Annotated in this window: 25 protein-coding genes; 10 read left to right on the top strand and 15 right to left on the bottom strand. The window is 68.1% G+C overall.

Annotation, left to right across the window (positions count from 1 at the left end; translation table 11 throughout):
• The first annotated feature begins 7 nt into the window (after positions 1-7).
• Positions 8-448: a hypothetical protein gene (locus KA248_13435; protein MBP7830908.1), complete on the top strand. Its 441-nt coding sequence runs from the start codon at positions 8-10 to the stop codon at positions 446-448.
• A gap of 42 nt (positions 449-490) precedes the next feature.
• Here the strand turns inward: KA248_13435 and genX are convergent, their stop codons facing one another.
• Positions 491-1408: an EF-P lysine aminoacylase GenX gene (genX, locus tag KA248_13430; GenBank protein MBP7830907.1), complete on the bottom strand. Its 918-nt coding sequence runs from the start codon at positions 1406-1408 to the stop codon at positions 491-493.
• Positions 1409-1483: 75 nt separating this feature from the next.
• On the bottom strand, positions 1484-2050 hold the full coding sequence (gene efp, locus KA248_13425) for an elongation factor P (protein ID MBP7830906.1): 567 nt from the start codon (positions 2048-2050) through the stop codon (positions 1484-1486).
• Between the two features lie 180 nt (positions 2051-2230).
• Between efp and KA248_13420 the strand changes: the two genes are divergently transcribed.
• Together KA248_13420 and KA248_13415 are read left to right on the top strand one after the other, a co-directional pair.
• Positions 2231-3418 carry a serine/threonine protein kinase gene (locus KA248_13420; protein ID MBP7830905.1) on the top strand — a complete coding sequence of 396 codons (1188 nt, stop codon included), beginning with the start codon at positions 2231-2233 and terminating at the stop codon, positions 3416-3418.
• A 34-nt stretch (positions 3419-3452) separates the two neighbouring features.
• Complete coding sequence (locus KA248_13415) at positions 3453-4088, top strand: NAD(P)H-dependent oxidoreductase (GenBank protein MBP7830904.1); 636 nt, start codon at positions 3453-3455, stop codon at positions 4086-4088.
• A 74-nt stretch (positions 4089-4162) separates the two neighbouring features.
• On the opposite strand, the gene hisC is transcribed toward KA248_13415, so the two are convergent.
• Together hisC and KA248_13405 are read right to left on the bottom strand one after the other, a co-directional pair.
• A complete protein-coding gene (gene hisC, locus KA248_13410; GenBank protein ID MBP7830903.1) occupies positions 4163-5209 on the bottom strand; it encodes a histidinol-phosphate transaminase in 1047 nt (348 codons plus the stop codon).
• Positions 5206-6609, bottom strand: a complete 1404-nt coding sequence (locus KA248_13405) for a hypothetical protein (protein ID MBP7830902.1) — start codon at positions 6607-6609, stop codon at positions 5206-5208. Before KA248_13405 ends, hisC begins: the two co-directional genes overlap by 4 nt.
• Positions 6610-6718: 109 nt before the next feature.
• Between KA248_13405 and KA248_13400 the strand changes: the two genes are divergently transcribed.
• A complete protein-coding gene (locus KA248_13400) occupies positions 6719-8434 on the top strand; it encodes a hypothetical protein (protein MBP7830901.1) in 1716 nt (571 codons plus the stop codon).
• A gap of 187 nt (positions 8435-8621) precedes the next feature.
• On the opposite strand, the gene KA248_13395 is transcribed toward KA248_13400, so the two are convergent.
• The 7 genes from KA248_13395 to KA248_13365 all read right to left on the bottom strand — a co-directional run bounded on the left by KA248_13395 (position 8622) and on the right by KA248_13365 (position 14454).
• On the bottom strand, positions 8622-8912 hold the full coding sequence (locus KA248_13395) for a DUF167 domain-containing protein (GenBank protein ID MBP7830900.1): 291 nt from the start codon (positions 8910-8912) through the stop codon (positions 8622-8624).
• Positions 8909-9946 carry a flippase-like domain-containing protein gene (locus KA248_13390; protein MBP7830899.1) on the bottom strand — a complete coding sequence of 346 codons (1038 nt, stop codon included), beginning with the start codon at positions 9944-9946 and terminating at the stop codon, positions 8909-8911. The genes KA248_13395 and KA248_13390 overlap by 4 nt, the downstream gene beginning before the upstream one ends.
• A gap of 3 nt (positions 9947-9949) precedes the next feature.
• The gene (locus tag KA248_13385) at positions 9950-10891 is read right to left on the bottom strand and encodes a GDP-mannose 4,6-dehydratase (protein MBP7830898.1); all 942 of its coding nucleotides are present in this window, start codon (positions 10889-10891) and stop codon (positions 9950-9952) included.
• Between the two features lies 1 nt (position 10892).
• Positions 10893-11861, bottom strand: coding sequence for a GDP-mannose 4,6-dehydratase (gene gmd, locus KA248_13380; protein ID MBP7830897.1), 969 nt, complete (start codon positions 11859-11861; stop codon positions 10893-10895).
• A 15-nt stretch (positions 11862-11876) separates the two neighbouring features.
• Complete coding sequence (locus KA248_13375; GenBank protein MBP7830896.1) at positions 11877-12806, bottom strand: sugar phosphate isomerase/epimerase; 930 nt, start codon at positions 12804-12806, stop codon at positions 11877-11879.
• A 65-nt stretch (positions 12807-12871) separates the two neighbouring features.
• On the bottom strand, positions 12872-13051 hold the full coding sequence (gene rpsU / locus KA248_13370) for a 30S ribosomal protein S21 (GenBank protein ID MBP7830895.1): 180 nt from the start codon (positions 13049-13051) through the stop codon (positions 12872-12874).
• 98 nt (positions 13052-13149) lie between these two features.
• Positions 13150-14454, bottom strand: a complete 1305-nt coding sequence (locus KA248_13365) for a UDP-glucose/GDP-mannose dehydrogenase family protein (GenBank protein ID MBP7830894.1) — start codon at positions 14452-14454, stop codon at positions 13150-13152.
• Positions 14455-14607: 153 nt separating this feature from the next.
• Between KA248_13365 and KA248_13360 the strand changes: the two genes are divergently transcribed.
• Positions 14608-15459: an SDR family oxidoreductase gene (locus KA248_13360; protein MBP7830893.1), complete on the top strand. Its 852-nt coding sequence runs from the start codon at positions 14608-14610 to the stop codon at positions 15457-15459.
• Here the strand turns inward: KA248_13360 and KA248_13355 are convergent.
• Positions 15454-16917 carry an NADP-dependent malic enzyme gene (locus KA248_13355; GenBank protein ID MBP7830892.1) on the bottom strand — a complete coding sequence of 488 codons (1464 nt, stop codon included), beginning with the start codon at positions 16915-16917 and terminating at the stop codon, positions 15454-15456. The genes KA248_13360 and KA248_13355 overlap by 6 nt on opposite strands.
• A gap of 21 nt (positions 16918-16938) precedes the next feature.
• Positions 16939-17196 (bottom strand): translation elongation factor-like protein, encoded by a 258-nt coding sequence (locus KA248_13350; protein MBP7830891.1) that lies wholly within the window; start codon positions 17194-17196, stop codon positions 16939-16941.
• 103 nt (positions 17197-17299) lie between these two features.
• On the opposite strand from KA248_13350, the gene rfbD reads away from it, so the two are divergent.
• From rfbD to rfbC, 4 genes are all read left to right on the top strand, one after another.
• Entirely contained in the window at positions 17300-18184 is an 885-nt protein-coding gene (gene rfbD, locus KA248_13345) for a dTDP-4-dehydrorhamnose reductase (protein MBP7830890.1), read from the top strand.
• A complete protein-coding gene (rfbB, locus tag KA248_13340; protein MBP7830889.1) occupies positions 18181-19236 on the top strand; it encodes a dTDP-glucose 4,6-dehydratase in 1056 nt (351 codons plus the stop codon). Before rfbD ends, rfbB begins: the two co-directional genes overlap by 4 nt.
• 209 nt (positions 19237-19445) lie before the next feature.
• Positions 19446-20321 carry a glucose-1-phosphate thymidylyltransferase RfbA gene (rfbA, locus tag KA248_13335; protein ID MBP7830888.1) on the top strand — a complete coding sequence of 292 codons (876 nt, stop codon included), beginning with the start codon at positions 19446-19448 and terminating at the stop codon, positions 20319-20321.
• A gap of 2 nt (positions 20322-20323) precedes the next feature.
• Entirely contained in the window at positions 20324-20884 is a 561-nt protein-coding gene (gene rfbC / locus KA248_13330) for a dTDP-4-dehydrorhamnose 3,5-epimerase (protein ID MBP7830887.1), read from the top strand.
• 9 nt (positions 20885-20893) lie between these two features.
• On the opposite strand, the gene KA248_13325 is transcribed toward rfbC, so the two are convergent.
• A complete protein-coding gene (locus KA248_13325; protein MBP7830886.1) occupies positions 20894-21190 on the bottom strand; it encodes a (2Fe-2S) ferredoxin domain-containing protein in 297 nt (98 codons plus the stop codon).
• A 27-nt stretch (positions 21191-21217) separates the two neighbouring features.
• Positions 21218-21961: a hypothetical protein gene (locus KA248_13320; GenBank protein MBP7830885.1), complete on the bottom strand. Its 744-nt coding sequence runs from the start codon at positions 21959-21961 to the stop codon at positions 21218-21220.
• 177 nt (positions 21962-22138) lie between these two features.
• Between KA248_13320 and KA248_13315 the strand changes: the two genes are divergently transcribed.
• On the top strand, positions 22139-22658 hold a 520-nt coding region (locus tag KA248_13315), incomplete at its 3' end, for an aconitate hydratase (GenBank protein ID MBP7830884.1).

Below are 22658 nucleotides of genomic sequence, written 5' to 3'. Positions count from 1 at the left end.
TAACGCCATGAAATATTCGTTGGCTGCCGCGGTGTTGGCGCCGCTGCTCCTGGCCCTGGCGGGCTGCGCGACGCCCGAGGGCCGCATCAAGAAAAACCCGGAGCTGTTCGACGCCCTGCCGCCCGACGTCCAGGCGCAGGTCCGCAAAGGGCAGGTTGGCATCGGCTTTTCGCAGGACGCCGTGTTTCTCGCGCTCGGGAAGCCCGACCGCATGTACACCCGGCAAACCGAGGCCGGCACCACGGAGATCTGGTCCTGGGTGAGCTATACGACCACGCGGGATCGCCAGCAGGTGCAATACCGGGGCCGCGTCCGCGACTCCAAGGGCGTGTCCCACACGGTGTCCGACACCATCTGGGTGGACGTGGACACCCGCAACGAATACGAAAAGCTGCGGGTGGAGATCCGGGACAAGAAGGTCTTCGCCATCGAGCGGGTTCAGCGCTGAACGTGCAGGAAGAGCGGCGTCGCGCTACGCTTGCCGCCGCACTCACTCCCCGAAGGGCAGCACGGCGTCCAGCGAATCCGCCCCGGCGAAGAGCATGACCAGGCGGTCCACGCCCAGCGCGACGCCGGCGCAGGGCGGCAGGCCCTTTTCCAGCGCCGCGAGAAATTCCCGGTCGAGCGGGTAGACCGGCTTGCCGGCGGCGGCCCGCGCCCGGTTCCATTCCTCGAACCGCGCGGCCTGCTCGGCCGCATCCGTCAACTCCGAGTACGCGTTGGCGATCTCGATCCCGTCCAGGTACAGCTCCCAGCGTTCGGCCACGGACGGGCGCCCCGGCTTGCGCCGGGCGAGGGCCGCGGCGGCGGCCGGGTAGTCGGCCAGGATCACGGGCGTTTCCCTCGGCAAGTGCGGCTCGACTTTGTCCACCAGATCGAGATCGAAACGGTCGGGATCGTACTGCTCCACCGGATCCCAACCCGCGAACCGGAGGAACGCCTCGGAGACGGTCAGGTATTCCCAGACCGGTTCGAGGATGATTTCGCGCTCCCCCCGGCGCAACGTGGTCGAGCCCAGGACCTCGCGGGCCAAGCGCAGGACCAGCGCCTTCGTATCCGCCAGGATGTCGTGGTAGTCCGCGCCCGCGCGGTACCACTCGAGCATCGTGTACTCCGGGCGGTGCCGCGCGCCGCGCTCGCCGCGGCGGAAACAGGGCCCGACCTGGACGATCCGCTCGTAGCCGGCGGTGAGCAGGCGTTTCATGTGGAGCTCGGGCGAGGTCCGCAGCCAGGCGTCGCCCGCAGGTTCGGCGTCGATGTGGAGTTCCGGCGCGGGGGCCGCGAGCCGGACGGGCGTCTCGACCTCCAGGAACCCGCGCTCGGAAAAGAAGGCCCGCAGCGCCCGCACCAGGCGCGCGCGCAATTCCAGCGCGGGGCGGACGGTTCGAAGGTGGTCGGCGTTTTCCATCATCCGCTTCCCCTGTAGCCGGCGTCGTCGACGCCGGCTGGGCCGCGATCACCGATCGCGGCTACAGGCTGGCGATCACCCCTTGCTCGCGCGGTCGAAGTACTTGCCCGTCCGGGTATCGATGCGGACGGTGTCGCCGGCGTTGATGAAGAGCGGCACGCCCAACTCGTAGCCGTTTTCCAGCTTGGCCGGCTTGAGCACGTTCGTGGCGGTGTCACCGCGCGCGCCGGGCTCGGTCTCGGCGATGACCTTTTCCACGAAGGAGGGCAGGTTGACCTGAATGGCGCGGCCGTTGAAGAACAGGACGCTGACCTCGAGCTCCTCCGTCAGGAAGTACTTCTGCTCGCCGACCGCCTCGGCGCTGATGACGACCTGCTCGTAGGTCTTGTGGTCCATGAAGACGTAGTGGTCGCCCTCGGGATAGGAATAGACGAGGTCCCGTTCCTCGATGTCCGGCTTGCCGATCTTGTCCACGGCGCGGAAGGTCCGGTCCGTAACGGCGCCGGTCAGGAGGTTCTTGATGCGGCACTTGTACATCGCCTGGCCCTTGCCCGGCTTGAAGAACTCGAATTCCACGACCTCGAACGGCACGCCGTCGAGCTCGATCTTGATGCCCTTGCGCAGATCCGAAACCGTATACATGTGAACATCCCCTGCTTGATTTCCCGCCGGGTCGTATGGGCCCGGAGCGTCCCCGGGCCGAAACCGGGCGCACACTATGCCGGGGGTCCCTTCGCTTGCCAAGAGTTTTTTCGCCCGGCGTACTCTGCTGTTGCCTATTCGACGTTCCTGCGTACACTGTGCCGCGTGAATCGCGACCCCTTGCACGACCAGACAACCAAGCTGGAGGGCCAGACGTCCTTTGATCCGGCCGGCGTGGACTTTACCACGCTGGCGGAAACGCCGGCGGAACCCTCCGGCAAGGGCAGCCAGCAGTTGACGGCCAATTACAAGGCCATCCTGCGGGCCCGGGCCATCTACTACCCCGTGGCCTACCGCTTCCTCAAGGAACTGGGCCGGGGCCGGCAGGGCGTGGTCTTCCTCGGCCTCCGGCAGGGCGCCCGCGGCTGCGTCACCCGGCACGCGATCAAGATTTTCGACCCGTCGATCTACCCCAACGCCAAGAAGTACTGGACGGACATGGGCCGCATCGCCGCCCAGACCTCCAAGCTCCAGCTCGTCAAGAGCCCGAACCTCGTCGCGCCCGAAATCTACGAGGAGAGCAACGGCATCGGCTACATCCAGATGGAGGTCGTGGACGGCGTCAGCCTTCGTTACCTGCTGGACGGGAAGCACCTGGAGCAGGTCAAGCCGTTCTGCACCGCCGCGGAGTGGTCCCGGTTCACCGACGTGATCTTCCGCGTGGACAGCGGCCGGGTGTGCATCCAGCCGGGCATCGCGCTCTACATCATGCGCCAGGCGCTCCGCGGGCTGGAGACCCTGCACGAAATGGGGTTTGTCCACAGCGACATCAAGCCGGCCAACATCATGATCGACCGCCTCGGCTACGTGAAGCTCGTCGACTACGGGCGCGCGGTCCGCCTCAACGAGAAGGTCTCCCTGCTGCTGGGCACGCCGCTGTACATGGCGCCCGAGACCCACCGGCGGGAGGCCAGCATCGCCCAGAGCGACATTTACAGCGTCGGCGCGGTCGGCCTGGAAATGCTGCGCGGCCAGCCGCTGCTGAACCTCGCCGGGAAAAGCGAGTCCGACCTGCTGGCCGCCAAGCTGCAGACCGCCGAGAAACTCCCCGGGCTGCTGCCCGACCATGTACGGCAGAACGCGCAGTTCGTCGTCCTGCTCCAGCGCTTCCTGGATCCCGATCCGAAGCGGCGCTACCCGAACGCGGAGGAGGCCGAGGTCGGAAGCCAGGGCCTCGTGCTCGTGCACAAACAGCTTGCCCAGTTGGGTAAAGATACGGAATATGGGCGGGAATTGGAAAATTACCTGGCCAAGCTCATGAGCCCGCTGCCGGGACAGGCGGACATGCCCGTGGGCGGACAGGCGTGACAAGGCTTTTTTGGAACCGAACATAGGAGAAGACATGAACCTGATGCACATCTGCGCCAGCAACAAGCCGATCGACCAGTCGACGTCCAAACAGCTCGCGGCGGCTTTCTTTGTCCGGCTGGCGGAATCCAACGAGGATATCAACGTCACGAACATGGATTTGTACAACAATCCGCCCCCCTTCCTGACTTACGACGCCTACCGTTACTTCTGGAACCCCGTCCTGCAACCCGGCTACATCCCGACCAACGCCGAGAAGAACGCGGCGGCCTACGCCCTGGCCCAGACCAAGATCTTCGAGGAAACCGACGTGCTGGTGCTGACGATGCCCCTGTGGAACTGCGGCATGCCGGCGATCATGAAGGCCTGGCTGGACCAGGTGCTGGTGCCCGGCGTGGTCTTCAAGTACGAGGCCGGGAGCATCATCCCCCTCCACCACATCACCCGGGTGATCCTGCTCGCCTCCTCCGCGGACATCATCAAGGAAGGCGACCCGCAGGACCAGTTGACGCCCCAGCTCACGTCCATCCTGGAATCGATCGGCGTCCATGACCTGTCGATCGCGTGGGCCGACGGGCAGCACCCGAGCCACCTCGACGCCGAGGACCGCAAGGCCACCGCCATCGAGGCGGCGCAGGAACTGGCGGACGAGGTCGCGGAAGGAGCGTAAGAAACGGCTCGCTGGAGGCTCGCCCTCCACGACGAAGCTTGGAGGGCGAGCGTCCCCGCGAGCCGCCCGGTGGCTCACCCGGCCGGGCTGACATCCAGCGCCTTCAGCAGCGCGTCCATCTCGGCGTCGGCGCCGACGGTGATGCGCAGGTACTCGCCCGTGCGCGCGCCGGGGAAATACCGCACGAGGATCTTCCGCTCACGCAACGCCTCGTAGAGCTCCTTCGCCGCCCGCCGGACGGGCCGGACCCACAGGAAGTTCGACTCGGACGGCCCGACCTCGAAGCCGCGGCGGCGCAGGGCCCCCGCGGCGCGCTCCCGCGTCGCGCGGATGCGCTCCGCGTTGGCCCGCATGTGGGCCTGGTCCCGGACGGCCGCCAGCGCGATCTCCTGGGCCAGCCGGTCGACGTTGTAGGAATCCTTGATCTTGTACATCGCCGCGACCAGCGGCTCGGCGCCGACGACATACCCCACGCGCAAGCCGGCCAGCGAATACGATTTCGATAACGATCTAGCGACCAGGACGTTGCCGAATTCCAGCGCCAGGTCCATGAAATGCTCGCGCGCGAAATCCACGTAGGCCTCGTCCAGCACGACCACGCCCGGGAAGCGCGCGCAAAAGGCCCGGACGGTCTCGCGCGGATACTGCACGGCCGTCGGCGCGTTCGGCGTGGTCAGGAAGAACAGCGAGGCGGCGTAGTTCTCCGGCATGGCCCAGGTGAAATCCGGGGCCAGGGGCACGGGCCGCACGGCCAGGTCCTCGGCGGCCGCCAGCACGGGATACAGGGAATATGAGGGCTCGAAGTACCCGATCGTTCCGTCCCGCTCCACGAAGGCCCGGACGCAGAGCGTCAGGATCTCGTCCGATCCGTTTCCGACGAAGACCTGTTCCACCCGGCAACCGTGCAGGCGGGCGAGTTCGCGCCGCAATTCCAGGCACAGCGGGTCCGGGTACAGGCGCAGCCGGTCGAGCGGCCGGTCGAGCGCCTCCCGGATCGCCGGGGACGGCGGGTACGGGTTCTCGTTGGTGTTCAGCTTGATGAACCCGGGCTCCCGGGGCTGCTCGCCCGGGGTATACGCGCGCATGCGCTCGACGGCCTGGCGGACGAAGGATCGTTTCATGGATGGGCGGCGGGGGCGCCTCCCCCGTGGGCCCCGTCGTGTTCATGCTCGTGGGCGCCGGGGGCGCCGCCGGGCACGGACAGGGTCCCGTCGAAGAACTCGATCACGTGGCCCTTCTCGATCAGCCAGCGCAACGGGCTCAAGACCATCGCGGCCTGGGGCGAGTCGGCCGCCATGCCCGGGCGCAGCTTCTCGACCAGCTCGTGCCGCGTGCAGCCCGCGTGCCGGCGCAGGTAATGCAGGACTTCGGCAATGGACTTCACCGCGCGCCGCGGCTCCAGCGGATGCGGCTGGATCGTGGTGGCAAACGTCTGGCCCCCGGCGGTCTTGAACAGGTAGAGATGCATATGATGAAAGGCGGGGCGCAGGGCCATCATCACGGAATACGGGTGCCGGCTCTCGCGGAACCAGGCCTCGCGGACGGCCCGGCGCAAGCCGGGATCGATCAATTGCTGGGCCATTTCGGCCGGCACGATGAACCGGTGCCCGTTCGACGAGAATGTCGCGAGGTGCTGCTCGGTGAATATTTTCTGCGCCTCGGCCTCGGACAGGGGCGGCAGTTCAGGCTGGTCCTTAAAGCGGAAGACCGTCCGCACGGACACCGACTGCTTCCACTTCTCGATCTGCTCCGGCTCGCGCACCGTCTCGATGTGCGAGCGGTACTCGTCCAGGGTCATGTGCTGGAACCGGCTGCGCCACAACTCCTGGATCTTCGCGTTGAACGAGTGGTAGTTGGGCGGCCCGAGCAGTTCCCCGCTCAAGCGGCAGCGCGCCACGCAGTTGAACGCACCGGAAGGCGGGTCTGTCGGCTGCTGTTCGCGGGTGAACACCGATTCGAGGTGCGCCGCGAGGGCGTGGGAGGCCAGGTCCGGGGCGCCCTGGAAGAGGAGTTGGCAGGCCTTGCACTGGTGGAGCATGGGCCCGGCCTTGCCCGGCGGCCCGCCGCGGGTTTCGATCTTCACGAGGTGGCACGCGGGGCTCTGCAGGAAACGCGCGGCCAGATCGGCCAGCGGGTAGGCCCGGCCGGAGGCCCGCAACTCGTGCACCAGAACGCCCAAGTGGCGGCGTTCCGGGACAAAGCTGACCAGGACCGGCGCGGGCGCCGGTTCGGACGGTAACTCGCGGGGCGGCGGGCGGCGCGAAGGAAACGGGCCCGACGGGCGCTCGTCGCGGCCCCGGGGCCGGGCGCCCGGGCCGCGGCCAGGCCCCCGGCCCGGACCCCGCCCGGGGCCCCCGCGGGACGGCCGCTCGCGGTCGCGCGGCTCACGCCGGCGCTCGCCTTCGAACCCGGCGTAGGGATTGGCGGGCGGCGGCTGGCGGGCCCAGGTCGGGACGAAATTCAGCTCCAGGATCTGGTCCGCCGGGCCGGGCCCGTGTTCATTGTTCGATTGCGATTCCATGAAAATCTCCGCCCTTCATAACAGACGCGGGCCGGAAAGGAAAGAACAAGCCGCCTCCTCAACATTTGATTGTGTTTCGGCGCGGCCTCGGCCATGGTGAACAGGAACAATGAAACCGTACCCGGAGATTCCGCCCGGCGAACTGGAGAAGTACTCCGCCGCCCTCACGCTGTCGGACATGGAGATCTTTGTCTTCCCGGAACTGCTCTACAGCCTGGTGCTGGCCAACCTGATGTCCCCGCGCCTGTGGGCCTGGCGGGAGGATCCCTGGTTCGCCAAGCTGGACTCGCTCACGCCCTACCGCCGGGTGCTGCGCCTGAAGCAATTCATCATCGATCACTACGAATTCAACCTGGACCTGGACACGTGGGGCCTGACCACGAAGGAGCGCGAATTGGACCGGTTCCGGCCATGGATGGACGAGGCCACCATCGCGCAGAGCAACGCCCTGTTCGGCTACGAGGGCGACAAGTACTACTTCTCCCTCGACATCCGCCGGCACTTCGGCCTGGACAAGTACGAGGGGAACGTCATCCCCTACTGGAAGACCGAGACCCTCGAGGCCATGGACGCCTTCCGGTTCAAGGAGGGCTACCGGGCCGGCGCGGGGGAATGCGTCTCGCTCTCCACGCTCTACGCCGCCGCCCTGTTCGCGATCTGCGGCATCCCGCTGGAGGATATCTTCCTGATGGGCACGGCGCTGCATTCCCAGAACTTCGTGGACGTCGGCGACGGGATCCTGACCAATAACCGCCGCGTCGTGACGAAGAACATGTGGTTCAACGGGACGGAGCTGACGGAGAAGGCCCAGCGCGCCCTGCGCCACGAGCAGGTCACGATCGTCGCGCACCCCACCGGGTTCATCCACACCATCTACCCGGACGCGACGATAAACCCGAAGGCCCTGGAACGGTTCCGCGGGAAGCTCACGGCGTTCCTGCGCACGGACATCAACGCGGAGATCCTCTCGAACTACCTGCGGCAGAACTCGAAGCACCAGGGCTGCTTCCAGATCGCGCACGAGTTCGGAGGCAAGCCGCGGTACATCCCCGCCGAGAAGGTCTACGCGTACGAACACACGAGCTCGTTCAAGGTCAGCGACGCCTCCCGGAACAAGCTGCTCGAGGAGATCGACGAGGACGAGTTCTTCGCCGAGCCGATCGACGGCCGCGTCCCGCTGAACAAGTTCGAGAGCTTCTTCAAGACGCACAAGATCGACCTGGCGAACGAGGCGGACGTGGAGTTGCTGAAAAAGGAATTCAACTGCTACAACGCGCACGCCTGCGAGATCATCCAGGAGATCGTCCGTTTCACGCGCCTCGAGCCGCGCCTGCCTTCGGGCGAAAAGGAGTTCCGCTCCGTCCCGTCCGTCGCGCTCCGGCCGGGGATGACCCGGGAGCAGATCGTGGCGGAGGTCGAGGCCCTGCGCGGGACATCACGCGTCGCCGACCTGGCTTTCTACGCCTGGCGCGACCTGTCGCGGTGCGACTGGGCGCCCTTCCTGAAGGCCGCGCTCGAGCGCAGCCCGGTCACGCTGAAGCGGGCGGAGGGCCTGGACGACCGGCAAGCCGAGGACTGGCTGGACGCGATGCCGGGCGAATCCATCTACGACGGGTCGCGCGTCGCCCAGCCCGACGAGGTCGCCAACTACCGGCGCGGCGACGGGTTGGAAAAGGCGCTCTGCCTCGCGGCGATCTGGAAGCAGCGCCGGCCGGAGGAACCGATCGACCTGGATTGCGCGCCGGACCGCGTCACGCTCCGGCAGGGCCCCCGGCGCAAGGAGTGGCCGTCGGCGAAGGGGCTGACTCAATCCATGCGCCTCTGATCCGCCCCGCCTGAATCCTGGGCGAAGAAGAGCGTCAGGAGAGCAGCACGGACATCCCGGCCGTGAACGGAACGGGCGGGATGCCCGTGTCACATTTCACTCGATCAGGTTGAATGGCCCTGCACGCTAACGATCCGGGCGCCCCGTTTATCCACAACAAACCACTTCACACCCGTGAAGTAGTTTGTTACGATAGAGGGAGGCGGCGGGCGATTTCCGCGGCGTCCATCCCGGACACCAGGACCAGCTTGTTCCGGCCCGAGGCGCCGGAAAGCAGCCGGATTCGCGAGCGCGGCAGAACCAGCCGGTCGGCCAGGAATTCGATCAGCGCCGCGTTGGCCTTGTTGTCCACGGGCGGGGCACGGAGCCTGATCTTGAGCGCCTCGCCTTGCACCCCTTGAACGGCGTCGCGGTCGGCGCGCGGCACGATGCGTAGCGTGAGCCGAGTGCCGCCGGGCGCCGGCTGCGCCCAGTTCACGGCAACCCCTCCCGCGGCGCGTCGTGCTGAATGGCCTCCAGTTCCTCGCGGAAGCCGTGGCCTTCCCCGGCGGCGTAGCCCAGGAAGATCGCCCCGCCGAACAGGCTCCAGACCAGGCTGCCGGCGTACACCAGCAGGGACAGCGACAGCGCGGTTTCGTCCCCGACCTGCACGGCGGCAAAGAGCGTCACGAAGAGGCTCTCGCGCACGCCGAGGCTGCCCGGGGTCAGGGGAATCGCGGCGACGACGGTGATCACGGGGAAGAGGGCAAAGAACACCGCCAGGGGCGCGTCCACGCCCAGGCTCCGGGCGAAACTCCAGCAGGCCAGGGTGAGGCCGAAGAGATTGACCAGCGACAGGCCGGCCGCCCCGGCCAGGAGCGCGGGCCGCCGGCGATAGAGATAGAACGCGGCGTAGACCCGGCGGACCAGACCACCGACGCGCGAGGCCGGGTTCAGCCGCGCCGCCAGCCAGGGATGCTCCGCCAGGTTCCGGCGGAAGAGCAGCCAGGCCGCGGCCGCGGAGCCCGCCAAGAGCGCCCACATGAAGATCGCCGGCCACCGGTTGGCGGGATAATGGGCGAACAGGGCATGGTCGACGGCGATCATGACGCAGCCGAAGGCGATCGTAACCCATAACCCGATCGCCCGGTCCACGAGCACGGTCGAGGCCGCCTCGGCCCGGCGGCCGCCGCCGGCCCGGCGCGTCACGTAGTAGGCGCGCGCCACGTCGCCGCCGCAGGCGCCGAGCATGAAGGCGTTGAAGAACTGGCCGATGAAAAAGATGCTGAACACCTGCCCGAACGGGAGCCGAAGCCCCTGGGCGGCGAGGAGTTCAGCCCACCGCCAGGCCCCCGCGAAGAGGCCGAGGAAGGTGAAGCCCAGGCCCGCCAGCCACCACGGCCACTGCGCGGCGGCCCCCGCCAGGACGCGGCCAAACTCCGCGAGATCGAGGCGGCGCAGCAGGAAACCCATGAGGCCGACACACAACCCCACCCGCACGCCGACGGAGAGGATGCGCCGCGCCCCGCCCATGGCCTACTCCGCCTTCGCGAGGCGCTGCCGGGCGTCGTCCAGGATCGTCCGCAGGGTGTCCGACAAGGGGATCGCCGGCGCCCACCCCAGCTCGCGCCGGATCTTTCCGCAATCCAGTCCGCCGTGGACATCGGCGGGCCGGTAGCGGGCCGGGTCCACCTCGATGCGGGGCCGGATCCCGGCCAGGCGGCACAACTCGTCGAGGAGGTCCCCGACCCGGACCTGCTTCCCGGAGGCGATGTTGTAGGCCTCGCCCGGACGCCCCCGCTCGAGCAGCAGCCGGTAGGCCCGGGCCACGTCGCGCACGTCGAGGAAGTCCCGGAGGCTGTCGAGGTTGCCGACGCGCACGACGGGCTCGGCGCGGCCCAGCGCGATGGCCGCCACCTGCTCCGCGAACCCGGTGGCCACGAAGCGGGAGGATTGCCCGGGCCCGATATGGTTCCCGGGGCGCGCGACCAGGACCCGCATGCCGTAATGTTCCGCGTACATCCTCGCGGCGCCGTCGGCGGCGCGCTTGGAAAGGGCGTACAAGTTGTCCGGCTCCAGCGGCGCGGCCTCGTCCAGCGCCCGGCCCGCCGCGCCGGAACGGCCGTAGACCTCGGCCGAGGTGACGACGAGGACACGGGCGGCCGGGGCGTGCCGCCGGAAAGCCTCCAGGACGCGGACGGTTCCGAGGACGTTCGAGGAGAAGACGGCGTCCGGATCGGTCCAGCCCATGGGGACGAACGCCACGCCCGCCAGGTGAATGCAGCCGCCGGGCTGGAGTTCGGCCACCCGCTGCCCGGTCGCCTCGCGGTCCAGCACGTCGCCGGAGCATGGGGCCGCGGCGGGCGGCAGGGCCACGCCGGGCCGGTCCATGGCCAACGGCTCGTGCCCCGCCGCGGCGAGGTCGGCCACCACATGCCAGCCCGCAAAGCCCCCCGCGCCCGTGACCAGAACCTTCATGCTATTTCTTTCCGACCCCGTACCGCTCCAGGTCGGCGTCCACCATCATGTGGACCAGGCCCGGGAAATCCACCTCGGGCTTCCACCCGAGCTTCGTGCGCGCCTTGGTCGAGTCGCCGAGCAGGTGCTCCACCTCGGCCGGGCGCATCAACGCGGAATCGATGACGACGTGATCCTCCCAGTGCAGCCCCGCGCGGGCAAAGGCCAGTTCGAGGAACTCGCGCACCGAGTGATTCTCGCCGGTGGCGATGACGTAGTCGTCCGGCTCGGGCTGCTGGAGCATCATCCACATGGCCCGGACGTAGTCGCCGGCGAAGCCCCAGTCGCGCTTGGCCTCGATATTGCCCATGGGCAGCTTGTCCTGCAGGCCGGCCTTGATCCGGGCCACGCCGTCCGAGATCTTGCGCGTCACGAACTCCTTGCCGCGGCGCGGGCTCTCGTGGTTGAAGAGGATGCCGGAGAGCGCGTGCAGCCCGTAGCTCTCGCGGTAGTTGACCGTGATGAAATGGCCGTAGGCCTTGGCCACGCCGTACGGGCTGCGCGGGTGGAACGGCGTGAGTTCCGTCTGCGGGACCTCGCGGACCTTGCCGAACATCTCGCTGCTGGAGGCCTGGTACACGCGCGCCCGCGGGCACACGAGGCGGACGGCCTCGAGCAGGCGGGTGACGCCGATGCCGGTGAACTCGCCCGTCAGCACGGGCTGACTCCAGGAGGTCGGGACGAAGGACATCGCCGCCAGGTTGTAGATCTCGTCCGGGAGGCATTCCTCCAGGACCTTGATCAGCGAAAGCTCGTCGAGGAGGTCGGCCTGGACCAGGTTCAGGCGGTCCTTGATGTGGCCGATGCGGTCGAAGGTCTCCGTGCTCGAGCGGCGCACCATGCCGTAGACCGCGTAGCCTTTGTCCAGAAGCCATTCCGCCAGGTAGGATCCGTCCTGGCCCGTGACACCGGTGATCAGCGCTTTCTTCATGCCGTGTTCCCCTGCTTACGTTTCGAGCCCGGGTCCTTCCCACACGCCGCGAAGGTAGGCGAGGGCCTCCATGATCTTCTCCGCGGGCGCGTCCGGGCCCGGCTCCAGGATGCGAACGATATCCGATTTCATGATTTCGCGGAAGCGCGTAAAATCCACCAGGCCGCCCGGCGGCATGGCGTGGTCCAGCGCCGGCGGCCGCACGTCGTGGATATGCATGCCCGCGAGCCAGGGCGACAGCCGCTCCAGCCAGCGCTCCGGGTTGATGAAGCCCAGCAGCGCCCGGATCTGCCCGTGCCCGATGTCGTGCCAGTAGCGCAGGTGCGGGCTGTCGAGCTCCCGGCAGAGCCGCTCCATTTCCACCTCGGTCGGCACCGCCTCCCACGTGGGCAGGTTTTCCAGGGCCAACTGCACCCCGGTCTCCGCGAGGACCGGCGCCAGCCTCTCCACGCTTTCCCGCAACCCGGCCAGGTGGGGGCCCGCCTTCTTTTCCCGGACGATCTGCAGCTTGAGCTTGGTCTTCTCGTACGCCGGCGTCCCGAGCCGCCCCTCGGCGCACAGGGCCAGCAGTTCCCGGCTGTACTTGGTCATCTCCACGTTGCCGGCGTGCGCCACGACGACCCGGGCCCCGACCTCCCCCGCGAACCGGATCGTCCGCTCCGTGTGCTGCACCGCCCGCTCGCGCTCGCGGGGATCGCGGCTGGACAGGCTGAACAACTCCGGGTGCCCCTTCGGCGCGCCCACGGGAACGGGGCAGAAGTTATGGAGGCTCCACACGCGCACGGCCTTCTGTTCCACCATGCGCAGCACGCCCGGCACCAGGTCCAGGCGCAGGTCGTACCCCAGTTCCACGTGGTCGAAGCCCAGGGCGAGGATCTCCTCGATCATCCGCTCGCCCTCCGTGTGGCGACGGGCATTCCACCGCGTGGTCAGTCCGATGATCATGAAGCCTCGTGACGGCAAAAACTCTCCCCCGGGTGGAGGAGAGTTTTTTGCCCGAACCGGTTCTATCAGCCTTTCAACGCGCGCAGGCGCGCCCGCGCCTGCTTGCGACTCCGCTTCTCGCTCGGCTTCTCGTAGTGCCGATGCGAGCGGATCTCCCGCATAATGCCTTCTTTATCCATCTTCTTCTTCAGCCGGCGCAGCGCCTTTTCCACCGACTCGCCTTTTCTGACTTTGACTTCTGACACTGGGTGTAATCTCCCCCCTTCCAGGACAGGTTCCTTCACTCACCGCCGCGAATGCCGGGCACCATTAAGCCAAGGCCCGGCCGTTGTCAAACGCCTTCTCAAGGGCGGCCCACGCAATGGTAGGCAAACCCCTTGGCCCTCATTTCGTTCGGATCGAACATATTGCGGCCGTCGACGACCACCGGGCATTTCATCAGCGACCGGAGCCGCTCCGGGCCCAGCTCGCCGATCTGCGACCACTCGGTCAGGATCAGCGCCAGGTCCGCGTCCTTCACGCATTCCTCGAGGCTCGTGAAATACGCCAGGTCCGGATAGAGGGTCTTGAAATTGTCGGTGGCCACCGGGTCCCACAGGCGCAGCCGCGCGCCGGCCTCCTGGAGCCGGGGCACGAAGTACAGCGAGGCCGCCTCCCGCACGTCGTCCGTGCAGGGCTTGAACGCGAGCCCCAGCACCGCCACGGTCTTGTCCTGGATGACCCAGAGCTCGTGCCGGATCTTCTGCATCACGTGCTCGCGCTGGGCCTCGTTGATCAGCCGCACGTTCTTGAGCAGCTCGAAATCGTAGCCCAGCTGGTCCGCCAGGTGGACGAAGGCGTCCACGTCCTTCGGGAAACACGAGCCGCCGTATCCAACGCCCGCCTTCAGGAACTGCCGCCCGATGCGGCGGTCGAGGCCCATGCCGTTCGCCACCTGCTCCACGTCCGCACCGGCCAGCTCGCAGATGCGGCTGACGGCGTTGATGTAGGAGATCTTCATGGCGAGGAACGAGTTCGAGGCGTGCTTCGTCAGCTCCGCGCTGGCGATGCCCATCTCCACGAACGCGCCGCCGCTGCGGGCGACGATGGGCGCGTAGATGGCCTTCAGCAGGTGCGCGGCACGCTCGCTCTCCACCCCCACCACCACGCGGTCAGGCTGGAGGGCGTCCTCGATCGCCGTCCCCTCGCGCAGGAACTCGGGATTGGAGGCCACGTCGAACGCCACGTCCTTGCGGGAATAGCGCAGGACCGTGCGCTTGATCTGCTCCGCCGTGTTGACCGGGACCGTGCTCTTTTCCACGAGCAGCCGGTACGAGGTCATGTGCTCGGCGACCTCGCGGACGACTTGCTCGACGTACGAGAGGTCGGCCTCGCCCTGGGCGCCGGGCGGCGTGCCGACGGCGATGAAGATCACCTCGGCGAAATCGGTGCCCTCGACCAGCGACGTGGAGAAGCGAAGCCGGCCGGCGGCGACGTTGCGCGCGACGACCTCGTCGAGCCCGGGCTCGTAGATGGGCATCTGGTTGGCCCGGAGCATCTTGATCTTGCGCTCATCCTTGTCCACGCACAGGACCTCGTGGCCCACCTCGGAAAAGCAGGCGCCCGTGACCAGCCCGACATAGCCCGTGCCGACAATCGTGATCTTCATTCCCACCCGCTCCTTCCCGAAAAACCGGCGCATCTTATCCGCCGGCCGCCCGGAATGCAACCCTGCCGGCGCCCGCGCCGGTTGTGTCTCGTCCGGGGGAAGTAACAAAGCCCTTCACGGATGTGAGCCAACTTGTTACGGTCGGACGCACCCATGAACACGTTCCTGGTCACCGGCGCCAGCGGATTCCTCGGCGAGGCCGTGGCCCGCCGGCTGGAAGCGGACGGCCGCGTCGTCCGGTCCGGCTTTCAGCACGCCGGGACGCCCCTCGACTTGAGACAGCCCGACGCGGTGCGCGCGCTCCTGGACGCCGCCCGGCCGGACGTCGTGGTCCATGCCGCCGCCTACCGCGACCCGGATTTCTGCGAAACCCACCCGGACGAGGCCCGGCGCCTGAACACGAAACCGGTCCGCGTGATGGCCGCCGCCCTGCCCCCGGCCGCGCGCCTCGTGCTGGTCAGCACGGACTACGTCTTCGACGGCGAGTCGCCGCCCTACCGCGAGGAGGACGAGCGCCGCCCGTTGAGCGTGTACGGGCAGTCCAAGGCCGAGGCGGAGGACCTCGCCCTCGCCCGGCCCGGCTCGCTGGTCGTGCGCATCCCCATCCTCATCGGCCTCGAACCGGCCCACCGCGGCCAAGCGGGCTTCCTGTTCCAGATGGCCCAGCAGATCCTGGACCCGCGGCCGGCAGAGGTGGATGACGTGCTGATCCGGGTTCCGACCTGGGCGGACGACGTGGCGGAGGCGATCGCCTTCCTCGTGGCGCGGCAGGCCGCGGGGATCTTCCACGTCAGCGCGGCGCGCGGCGCCACGCGCTATCAATGGACGCAGGAACTCGCCCGCGTCCTGGGCCGGCCCGCCGATCACCTGTCCCCGTGCCGGACCCCGGCCCGCCGCCCGGCGCGCCGGCCGCTGGATTCCCAGTTGTCCGCGGAAAAATTGCGGCTCGCGGGTTTTGACCGGTTCACCGATTTTGCCGAGGTCGCCCGGCGGGTGGTCTTATAGCGCGCCCCGGACCTCGGCGACGGCGCCGTCCAGCGCCTCCCGCAGCAGGGCGGGCGGCGGGCGGGAAACGAGTCCCTGCTCCAGCATCACGTCGAGCATCCGGCGGGCGTCCCGGATGCCGGCCTCCGTGCGGGCATAGACTTCCTCGCGGGAAAGTTCGCGCAGGGCGACGCCGTCGCGGAGGGCCTGCATGGCGACGTCCGCGGCCTCGCGCGGGAAGACGCCGGCCTCTTCCATCGTCGGGATGATATAGTCCGGCGAAAGGCCCTTTTGCTCCGCGAACTCCGCCAGCGAGCGGGCGGCGGCGATGGCCATGCCGTCGGTGATCTTGCGCGCGCGGACGAGCAACGCGCCCTTGAGGATCGCGGGAAAACCCAGCGAGTTGTTGACCTGGTTCGGGAAATCGCCGCGGCCGGTGGCCACGATGTACGCGCCGGCCGCCTTCGCGGCGTGCGGATAGATCTCCGGCACGGGATTGGCGCAGGCGAAGACGATGGACCGCGGCGCCATGGCCCGTATCCATTCGGGTTTGACCGTACCGGGGCCGGGCTTGGAGAGGGCGATGAGCGCATCCGCGCCGCGCACGGCCTCCTCCACGGTCCGGAGGCCGTCCGGGTTGGTCTGCTCGCAGAGCTCCCACTTGCGGTAGAACCGCGCGTCGGCGCGGATGTCGTCGCGGTGCCGGCCAAGCGAACCGTGCGTGTCGAACAGGATCATGCGCCCGGGGTCCCCCCCGGCGCCGAGGATGAGCCGGGCAATCGTGGTGTTCGACGCGCCCGCCCCGTAGAACACGATCCGGGCGTCCGCCAGAGCCTTGCCCGCGACTTTCAGGGCGTTGAGCAGGCCGGCGAGCGTGACGCAGCCGGTGCCCTGGGCGTCGTCGTGCCAGACGGGGATCTCGCACGTCTCGCGCAGGACGTCGAGCACGCGGTAGCAATGGGGCTGGGCGATGTCCTCGAGGTTGACCGCGCCGAACGACGGCTGCAGGCGGCGCACGAAATCGATGATGACGCCGGGGTCCGGCTTCCCGTCCGGGCCCCGGCTGTCCATGCACAGGGCCGTCGCGTCCACGCCGCCGAGCATCTTCATCAGGAAGGCCTTGCCCTCCATCACGCCCAGCCCGCCGGACGGGGAGACGTCCCCGTCGCCGAGCACGCGCGTGGAATCGCTCACGACGGCGACCAGGTTGCCGCGGTTGGAGAGGTCGTACGAGGCCTCGTGGTCGTCGCGGATGGCGGTCGAGACGGACGAGACGCCGGGGGTGTACCAGACGTTGAACCAATTGAACCCGAACGCGGCCACCTTCGGCGCGGTCTGCATCTTGCCGCCGTAGAAGCGGTGGGCGGAGAGCGCGAGCCGCTTGAGAAACAGCGTCTTGCCGCGCGCCACCTGCTCCGGGGTGAAATCGGCGGGAAAGGCCCGGTCGAGCCGGTCCAGGTTCAGGTCGAGATTATCCATCCGTCCGGTCCGTGGGGAAAATCAGGGCGCCACCTTGTACACCTTGTCGTGCTCCCGCGCGTGGTCCGGCACCCTGATGCCCACGTTGTCGCCCTGCGCCGCCTGCTGCACGGACTTGTGCTCGATCTGGATGGAATCCACCGTCACCGTCATGTCCGTCGTATGGCCCTTGATGCGGAGCGTATCGCCGACCGCCAGCGAGCCGGTCAGCTTGATCGCCGCCACGTTCAGGTGGCCGAAGTAATGCGTAATGACGCCAATTTCGATTTCCGTTGCCATGACGCGCCTCCGTGTGCTCGGCACCATGCTAGCACGACGCCCGCCGCAGGCAAACTCTTTCCGCTGGCCCTCCCCCCCGCCCTCGGCTACAGTGGCGCCCCGCATGAGAATCTTCGTCACGGGCTCGAAGGGGCAGCTGGGCCGCGACAGCCTCGAGGTCTTCGCCGACTGCGAGGCCGCCGGGCTGGACCTGCCCGACCTCGACATCGCCGACCCCGGCGCGGTGGAACGGGCGCTCTCGGCCTTCCGGCCGGACGCGGTGATCAACGCGGCCGCCTACACGCAGGTGGACGAGGCCGAGACCGACCGCGAGGCCGCCCGCCGCGCGAACGCGGTCGGTCCCCGCGTGCTGGCGGAGTACGTCGAGCGGCACGGCGGCGTGCTGGTCCACGTCTCGACCGATTACGTTTTCGACGGCCTCCGCCCCCCGCCGCGACCCTACGTCGAGACCGATCCAACCGGCCCGGCGTCCGTGTACGGGACCACCAAGCTCGAAGGCGAGGAGGCGGTCCGGCGGGCCACCGCACGGCACATCATCCTGCGGACCGCCTGGCTGTACGGCGCGCGCGGGCACAATTTCCTGCGCACGATCCTGCGGCGCGCGCTCGCGAAGCCGGACGTCCCGCTGCGCGTCGTCGCCGACCAGTACGGCTCGCCCACGTGGTCGCGGCGGCTGGCCGAACAGATCCGGAAGGCGCTGGAGGGCGGGGCGCGGGGGCTGTATCATGCCAGCGCGGAGGGCGCCTGCACCTGGTACGACCTGGCCGTTGAGTTCCTGCGGCGGATGGACGTCGGAACCCGCGTGGAGCCGTGCGCCACCGCCGAGTACCCGACGCCCGCGCGGCGGCCGGCCAACTCGATCCTGGAGAACGCGCGGCTGAAGGCGGAGGGGCTCCACGTCATGCGGCCGTGGGCGGAGGACCTCGCGGAATTCGTCCGGCTCCACGGCGCGGCGTGGCGGCGGGAAATCGAGGAAGCGAAACCATGAACAACCTCCTGGTCACGGGCGGCTGCGGCTTCATCGGCGCCAATTTCATCCGGTACCTGCTCGAGGAGGCCGCCGATTTCACCGGCCGCGTCATCAACGTGGACAAGCTGACCTATGCCGGCAACCCGTTGAGCCTCGCCGACCTCGAGGCGCGCTTCCCCGGCCGCTACGTGCTCGTGAGGGCCGACCTCGTCGACCGCCCCGCCCTCGCCCGCGCGCTCGACGCGCACGGCGTGGACGCGATCTGCCACTTCGCCGCCGAGTCGCACGTCGACCGCTCCATCGTGCGGCCCGACGACTTCATCCAGACCAACATCGTCGGCACGCACGTCCTGCTCGAGCTCTTCCGCGAGCGGCGCGACCGGATCGCCCGCTTCCACCACATCAGCACCGACGAGGTCTTCGGCTCGCTCGGCCCGACCGGCCTCTTCACCGAGGACACGCCCTACCAGCCCAACAGCCCCTACTCCGCCTCCAAGGCCGCGTCCGACCATCTCGCGCGGGCGTGGCACGAGACCTACGGGCTGCCGATCACCATCTCCAACTGCTCGAACAACTACGGGCCTTACCAGTTCCCCGAAAAGCTGATCTCGCTGATGGTTCTCAACGCCCTCGAGGGCAAGCCGCTCCCCGTCTACGGCGACGGGAAAAACGTCCGCGACTGGCTCTACGTCCGCGACCACTGCACGGCGATCTGGCGGGTGATGACGCGGGGCGCGGCGGGTCGCACCTACAACGTCGGCGGCCGGAGCGAGCGGCCGAACCTCGAGGTCGTCGGCCTCGTCTGCGACCTCGTGGACGAACTGGCCGGGCCGCGGCCCGGCGGCCGGCCCCGGCGCGAGCTGATCACCTTCGTCAAGGACCGCCCCGGGCACGACCGGCGCTACGCGATCGACTGCTCCCGGATCGAGCGGGAGCTCGGTTGGCGTCCGGAGGAGTCGTTTGAAAGCGGCCTGCGCAAGACCGTCCGGTGGTACATGGAGCACCGCGACTGGGTGGACCAGGTCCGCACCGGCGAGTACCAGCGCTGGATCAAGGCGCACTACGGCTGACGGCTCGCGGGGACGCTCGCCCTCCAGTTCATGGATTACACTCCTGGAGGGCGAGCCTCCCGGCGAAAAACTCCGCTCGCTTTTTTTCCAAACATTGGAAAAATAGGGGCGGATTTTTCCAATGTTTGGAAAAACCGGGGCATAAAGTTTCCAATGATTGGAAAATTTTGCGCGTTTTTTTCCAATGATTGGAAAAACGGGGGCACGGCATGAAAGGCATCATCCTGGCGGGCGGCTCGGGGACGCGGCTCTACCCGATCACGCGGGCGGTGAGCAAGCAGCTCCTGCCGGTCTACGACAAGCCGATGATCTACTACCCGCTCTCCGTGCTCATGCTGGCGGGCATCCGGGAGATCCTCATCATCTCGACGCCCGAGGACGTGCCGCGCTTCCGCCAGTTGCTGGGGGACGGCGCGCAGGTCGGCCTGAAGTTCTCGTACGCCGAGCAGCCCCGGCCCGAGGGCCTGGCCCAGGCGTTCCTCATCGGGCGCGATTTTCTCGGCGACAGCCCGGCGGCGCTGATCCTGGGCGACAACATCTTCTACGGGCACGGGCTGCAGGAGCTGTTCCGCCGGGCGGGGCAACTGAAGGAGGGCGGGCTGATCTTCGGATACCCGGTGAAGGATCCCGAGCGGTACGGCGTGGTCGAATTCGACCCGACGGGCCGGGCGTTGAGCATCGAGGAGAAGCCCGCGAAGCCCCGGTCGCACTACGCCGTGCCCGGGCTCTATTTCTACGACCGGGAGGTGACGCGGCTCGCGGCGGGGCTGAAGCCGTCCGCGCGGGGCGAACTGGAGATCACGGATCTGAACCTGGAGTACCTGCGGCGCGGGCGGCTGCGCGTGGAACTGCTCGGGCGGGGCGTCGCGTGGCTCGATACCGGGACGCACGAGTCGCTGCAGCAGGCGTCGAACTTCGTTCAGACCATCGAGGACCGGCAGGGCCTGAAGGTCGCGTGCATCGAGGAGATCGCCTTCCGGCTCGGGTACATCGACGCCGCCCGGCTCCGGCAACTGGCGGCGGACATGATGAAGAACGAGTACGGCCGCTACCTGGCGCGGATCGCCGCGGAAAAGGACTCCTGACCATGGCCCTGCAATGCGAACCGACCCCGCTCCCCGGCGTCCTCGTCTTCCGGCCCGACCGCTTCGGCGACCCGCGCGGCTTCTTCATGGAAACGTACCACCGCGAAAAATACCGGCCGCTCGGGCTCGACCGCGACTTCGTGCAGGATAATTTCTCCCATTCCGGCCGCGGCACGCTGCGCGGCCTGCACTTCCAGCTGCGCCGGCCGCAGGCCAAGCTCGTCATGGTCCTGGCCGGCGAGGTCTACGACGTCGCGGTGGACCTCCGGCGCGGCAGCCCGCACTTCGGGAAGTGGTTCGGCATGGTGCTCTCCGGCGACAACGGGAAACAGTTGTTCATCCCGGAGGGGTTCGCGCACGGGTTCTGCGTGGTCAGCGAGCAGGCGGATTTCCTGTACAAGTGCACGGACTTCTACGACCCCGCGGACGACCGCGGGATCCTGTGGTCGGACCCGGCGATCGGCATCCCGTGGCCGGGGACGGACTTCCGGCTCTCGGCCAAGGACGAGCGCCTGCCGAAACTGGCGGAGATGGCGGACGCGGAACTGCCGGTGTTCCGGTAGCCGCCCGGGCTACGACAGCAGCTTCCCGACCTCGGCCAGGATCGCCTCCGCGTCCGCGGGGGCGACGGCGCTGAACCAGAGCCCCTGCGGGTAGATCATCACGTTGGGCCCGCGCTCGCAGAGGCCGAGGCAGCCGCTCTGCGACACGCGCACCCGGCCCTTCCAGCCGCGCGCGGCGACCTGCTGCTTGAGAAGATCCTTGATCGCCGGGCCCGCGCCGCCGTCGGCGCACGACTTGCGCGCGCCCTGGCGGTCGTTTCCGCAGATGAACAGGTGGCACCGGTAGGGAGACGTCAGCCGGTTCATGCCCCGCCCTCCCGCGTTCGAAGCGGACTAGAAGCTCCAGGCGATCTTCAGCGCGGCGGAGAAATCGACCGCGTCGCCCGTGCCCGCGTAGAAGACGTAGGACAGTTCGTCGAACGGCCGGTAGGTGATGCCGCCCTGCCCGTACAGCGTGTAGCTGTTGTCCTCGTAATCCTCGCCCGTGACGATGCCTTCCGCGAGAAGCGAGCACTGCTTGTTCAGGTCCCAGACGAAACCGCCGGACACCCGGTACAGGTCGTCGTCGTCGTCGGAGGTCATGTAGCCGACATCGATCACGTAATGCCACTGGTCGTCGACCACCGTGCCGACCGCGATGCCGCCCAGCAGGCGCGTTTCGCCGTAGCCCAGGCCCTCGTCGGCCGTGTCGAAGATGACCTGCGCGTGCGGGATGATGTACGGGAAATCGAAGTAGTCCTCGAACGCCACCAGTTCAAAGCCGGCCGAGACGTCGCCCAGGCCGTCGGTCGTTTCGCCGACATCGGGCTCGATCGACACGTACGGGACGCGGGTGAAGACGGTGAAGTTGCGGAAGAGGCCGAAGCGCGCATAGGGCTCCAGCAGGTAGACTTCCGAATCGCTCCAGGCGGGGAAGACGGCCGGGACATCCTCGTACAGGCCCAGGGCCCCGAGTTCCAGGCGGTGGAGCTCCGGCATCTTGTTTTCAACGGACAGCATCAGCCGGCTGGATTCGCCCAAACATACGCCGGCGGTCAGGGACACTAACGCCAGGACAACCAATGCTTTGCGGATCATGGATTTTCTCCCCGTGGTGCGTTGTACAGGTGGATGCAATGCCGCTCCTGTGCTTTTTGGAAAGATAGTGGCCCCCGGCCGGAATTGCCACAAAAAAAAGAGGGCCGGTTGACTTTGATCCGCCCTTGGCCTTAAGGTCTGCATCCGGTTTTCAACCCCAGCCCGGACAGGAAACGCATGAATAGATCGCTGGACTCCTTCACGGCCGCGGACGGCCGGACTGTTCACTACCACGGCCTCGCCCGGTTCGCCGGAACGCGGCCGGGACTCCCCTATTCCATCCGGGTCCTGCTCGAGGCCGTCCTGCGGCGGCAGGGCCATCCGGCCTTCCGGCAGGAGCACGTCCGCGCGCTGGCGGAATGGCAGCCCGGCGCGGCGCAGAAGACCGAGGTGCCGTTCCTGCCCGCCCGCGTGCTGCTGCAGGATTTCACCGGCGTGCCCTGCGTGGTGGACCTGGCCGCGCTGCGCAGCGCCATGGTTCGGGCCGGACGCGACCCGCGCGCCATCGAGCCGCAGATCCCCGTGGACCTGGTGATCGATCACTCGGTCCAGGTGGACGAGACCGCCTCGCCCGGCGCCCTCGACGCCAACATGCGCATCGAGTTCGAACGCAACGCCGCGCGGTACGAATTTCTGCGCTGGGGCCAGCAGGCCTTCCGTCAGCTCCGCGCCGTGCCCCCGGGACCGGGCCTCTGCC

The organism is Kiritimatiellia bacterium (assembly GCA_018001225.1).
Taxonomy (GTDB): Bacteria; Verrucomicrobiota; Kiritimatiellia; order CAIQIC01; family JAGNIJ01; genus JAGNIJ01.
Note: the sequence above shows the minus strand (reverse complement) of the source record. Positions and strands in the feature narration are given on the sequence as shown.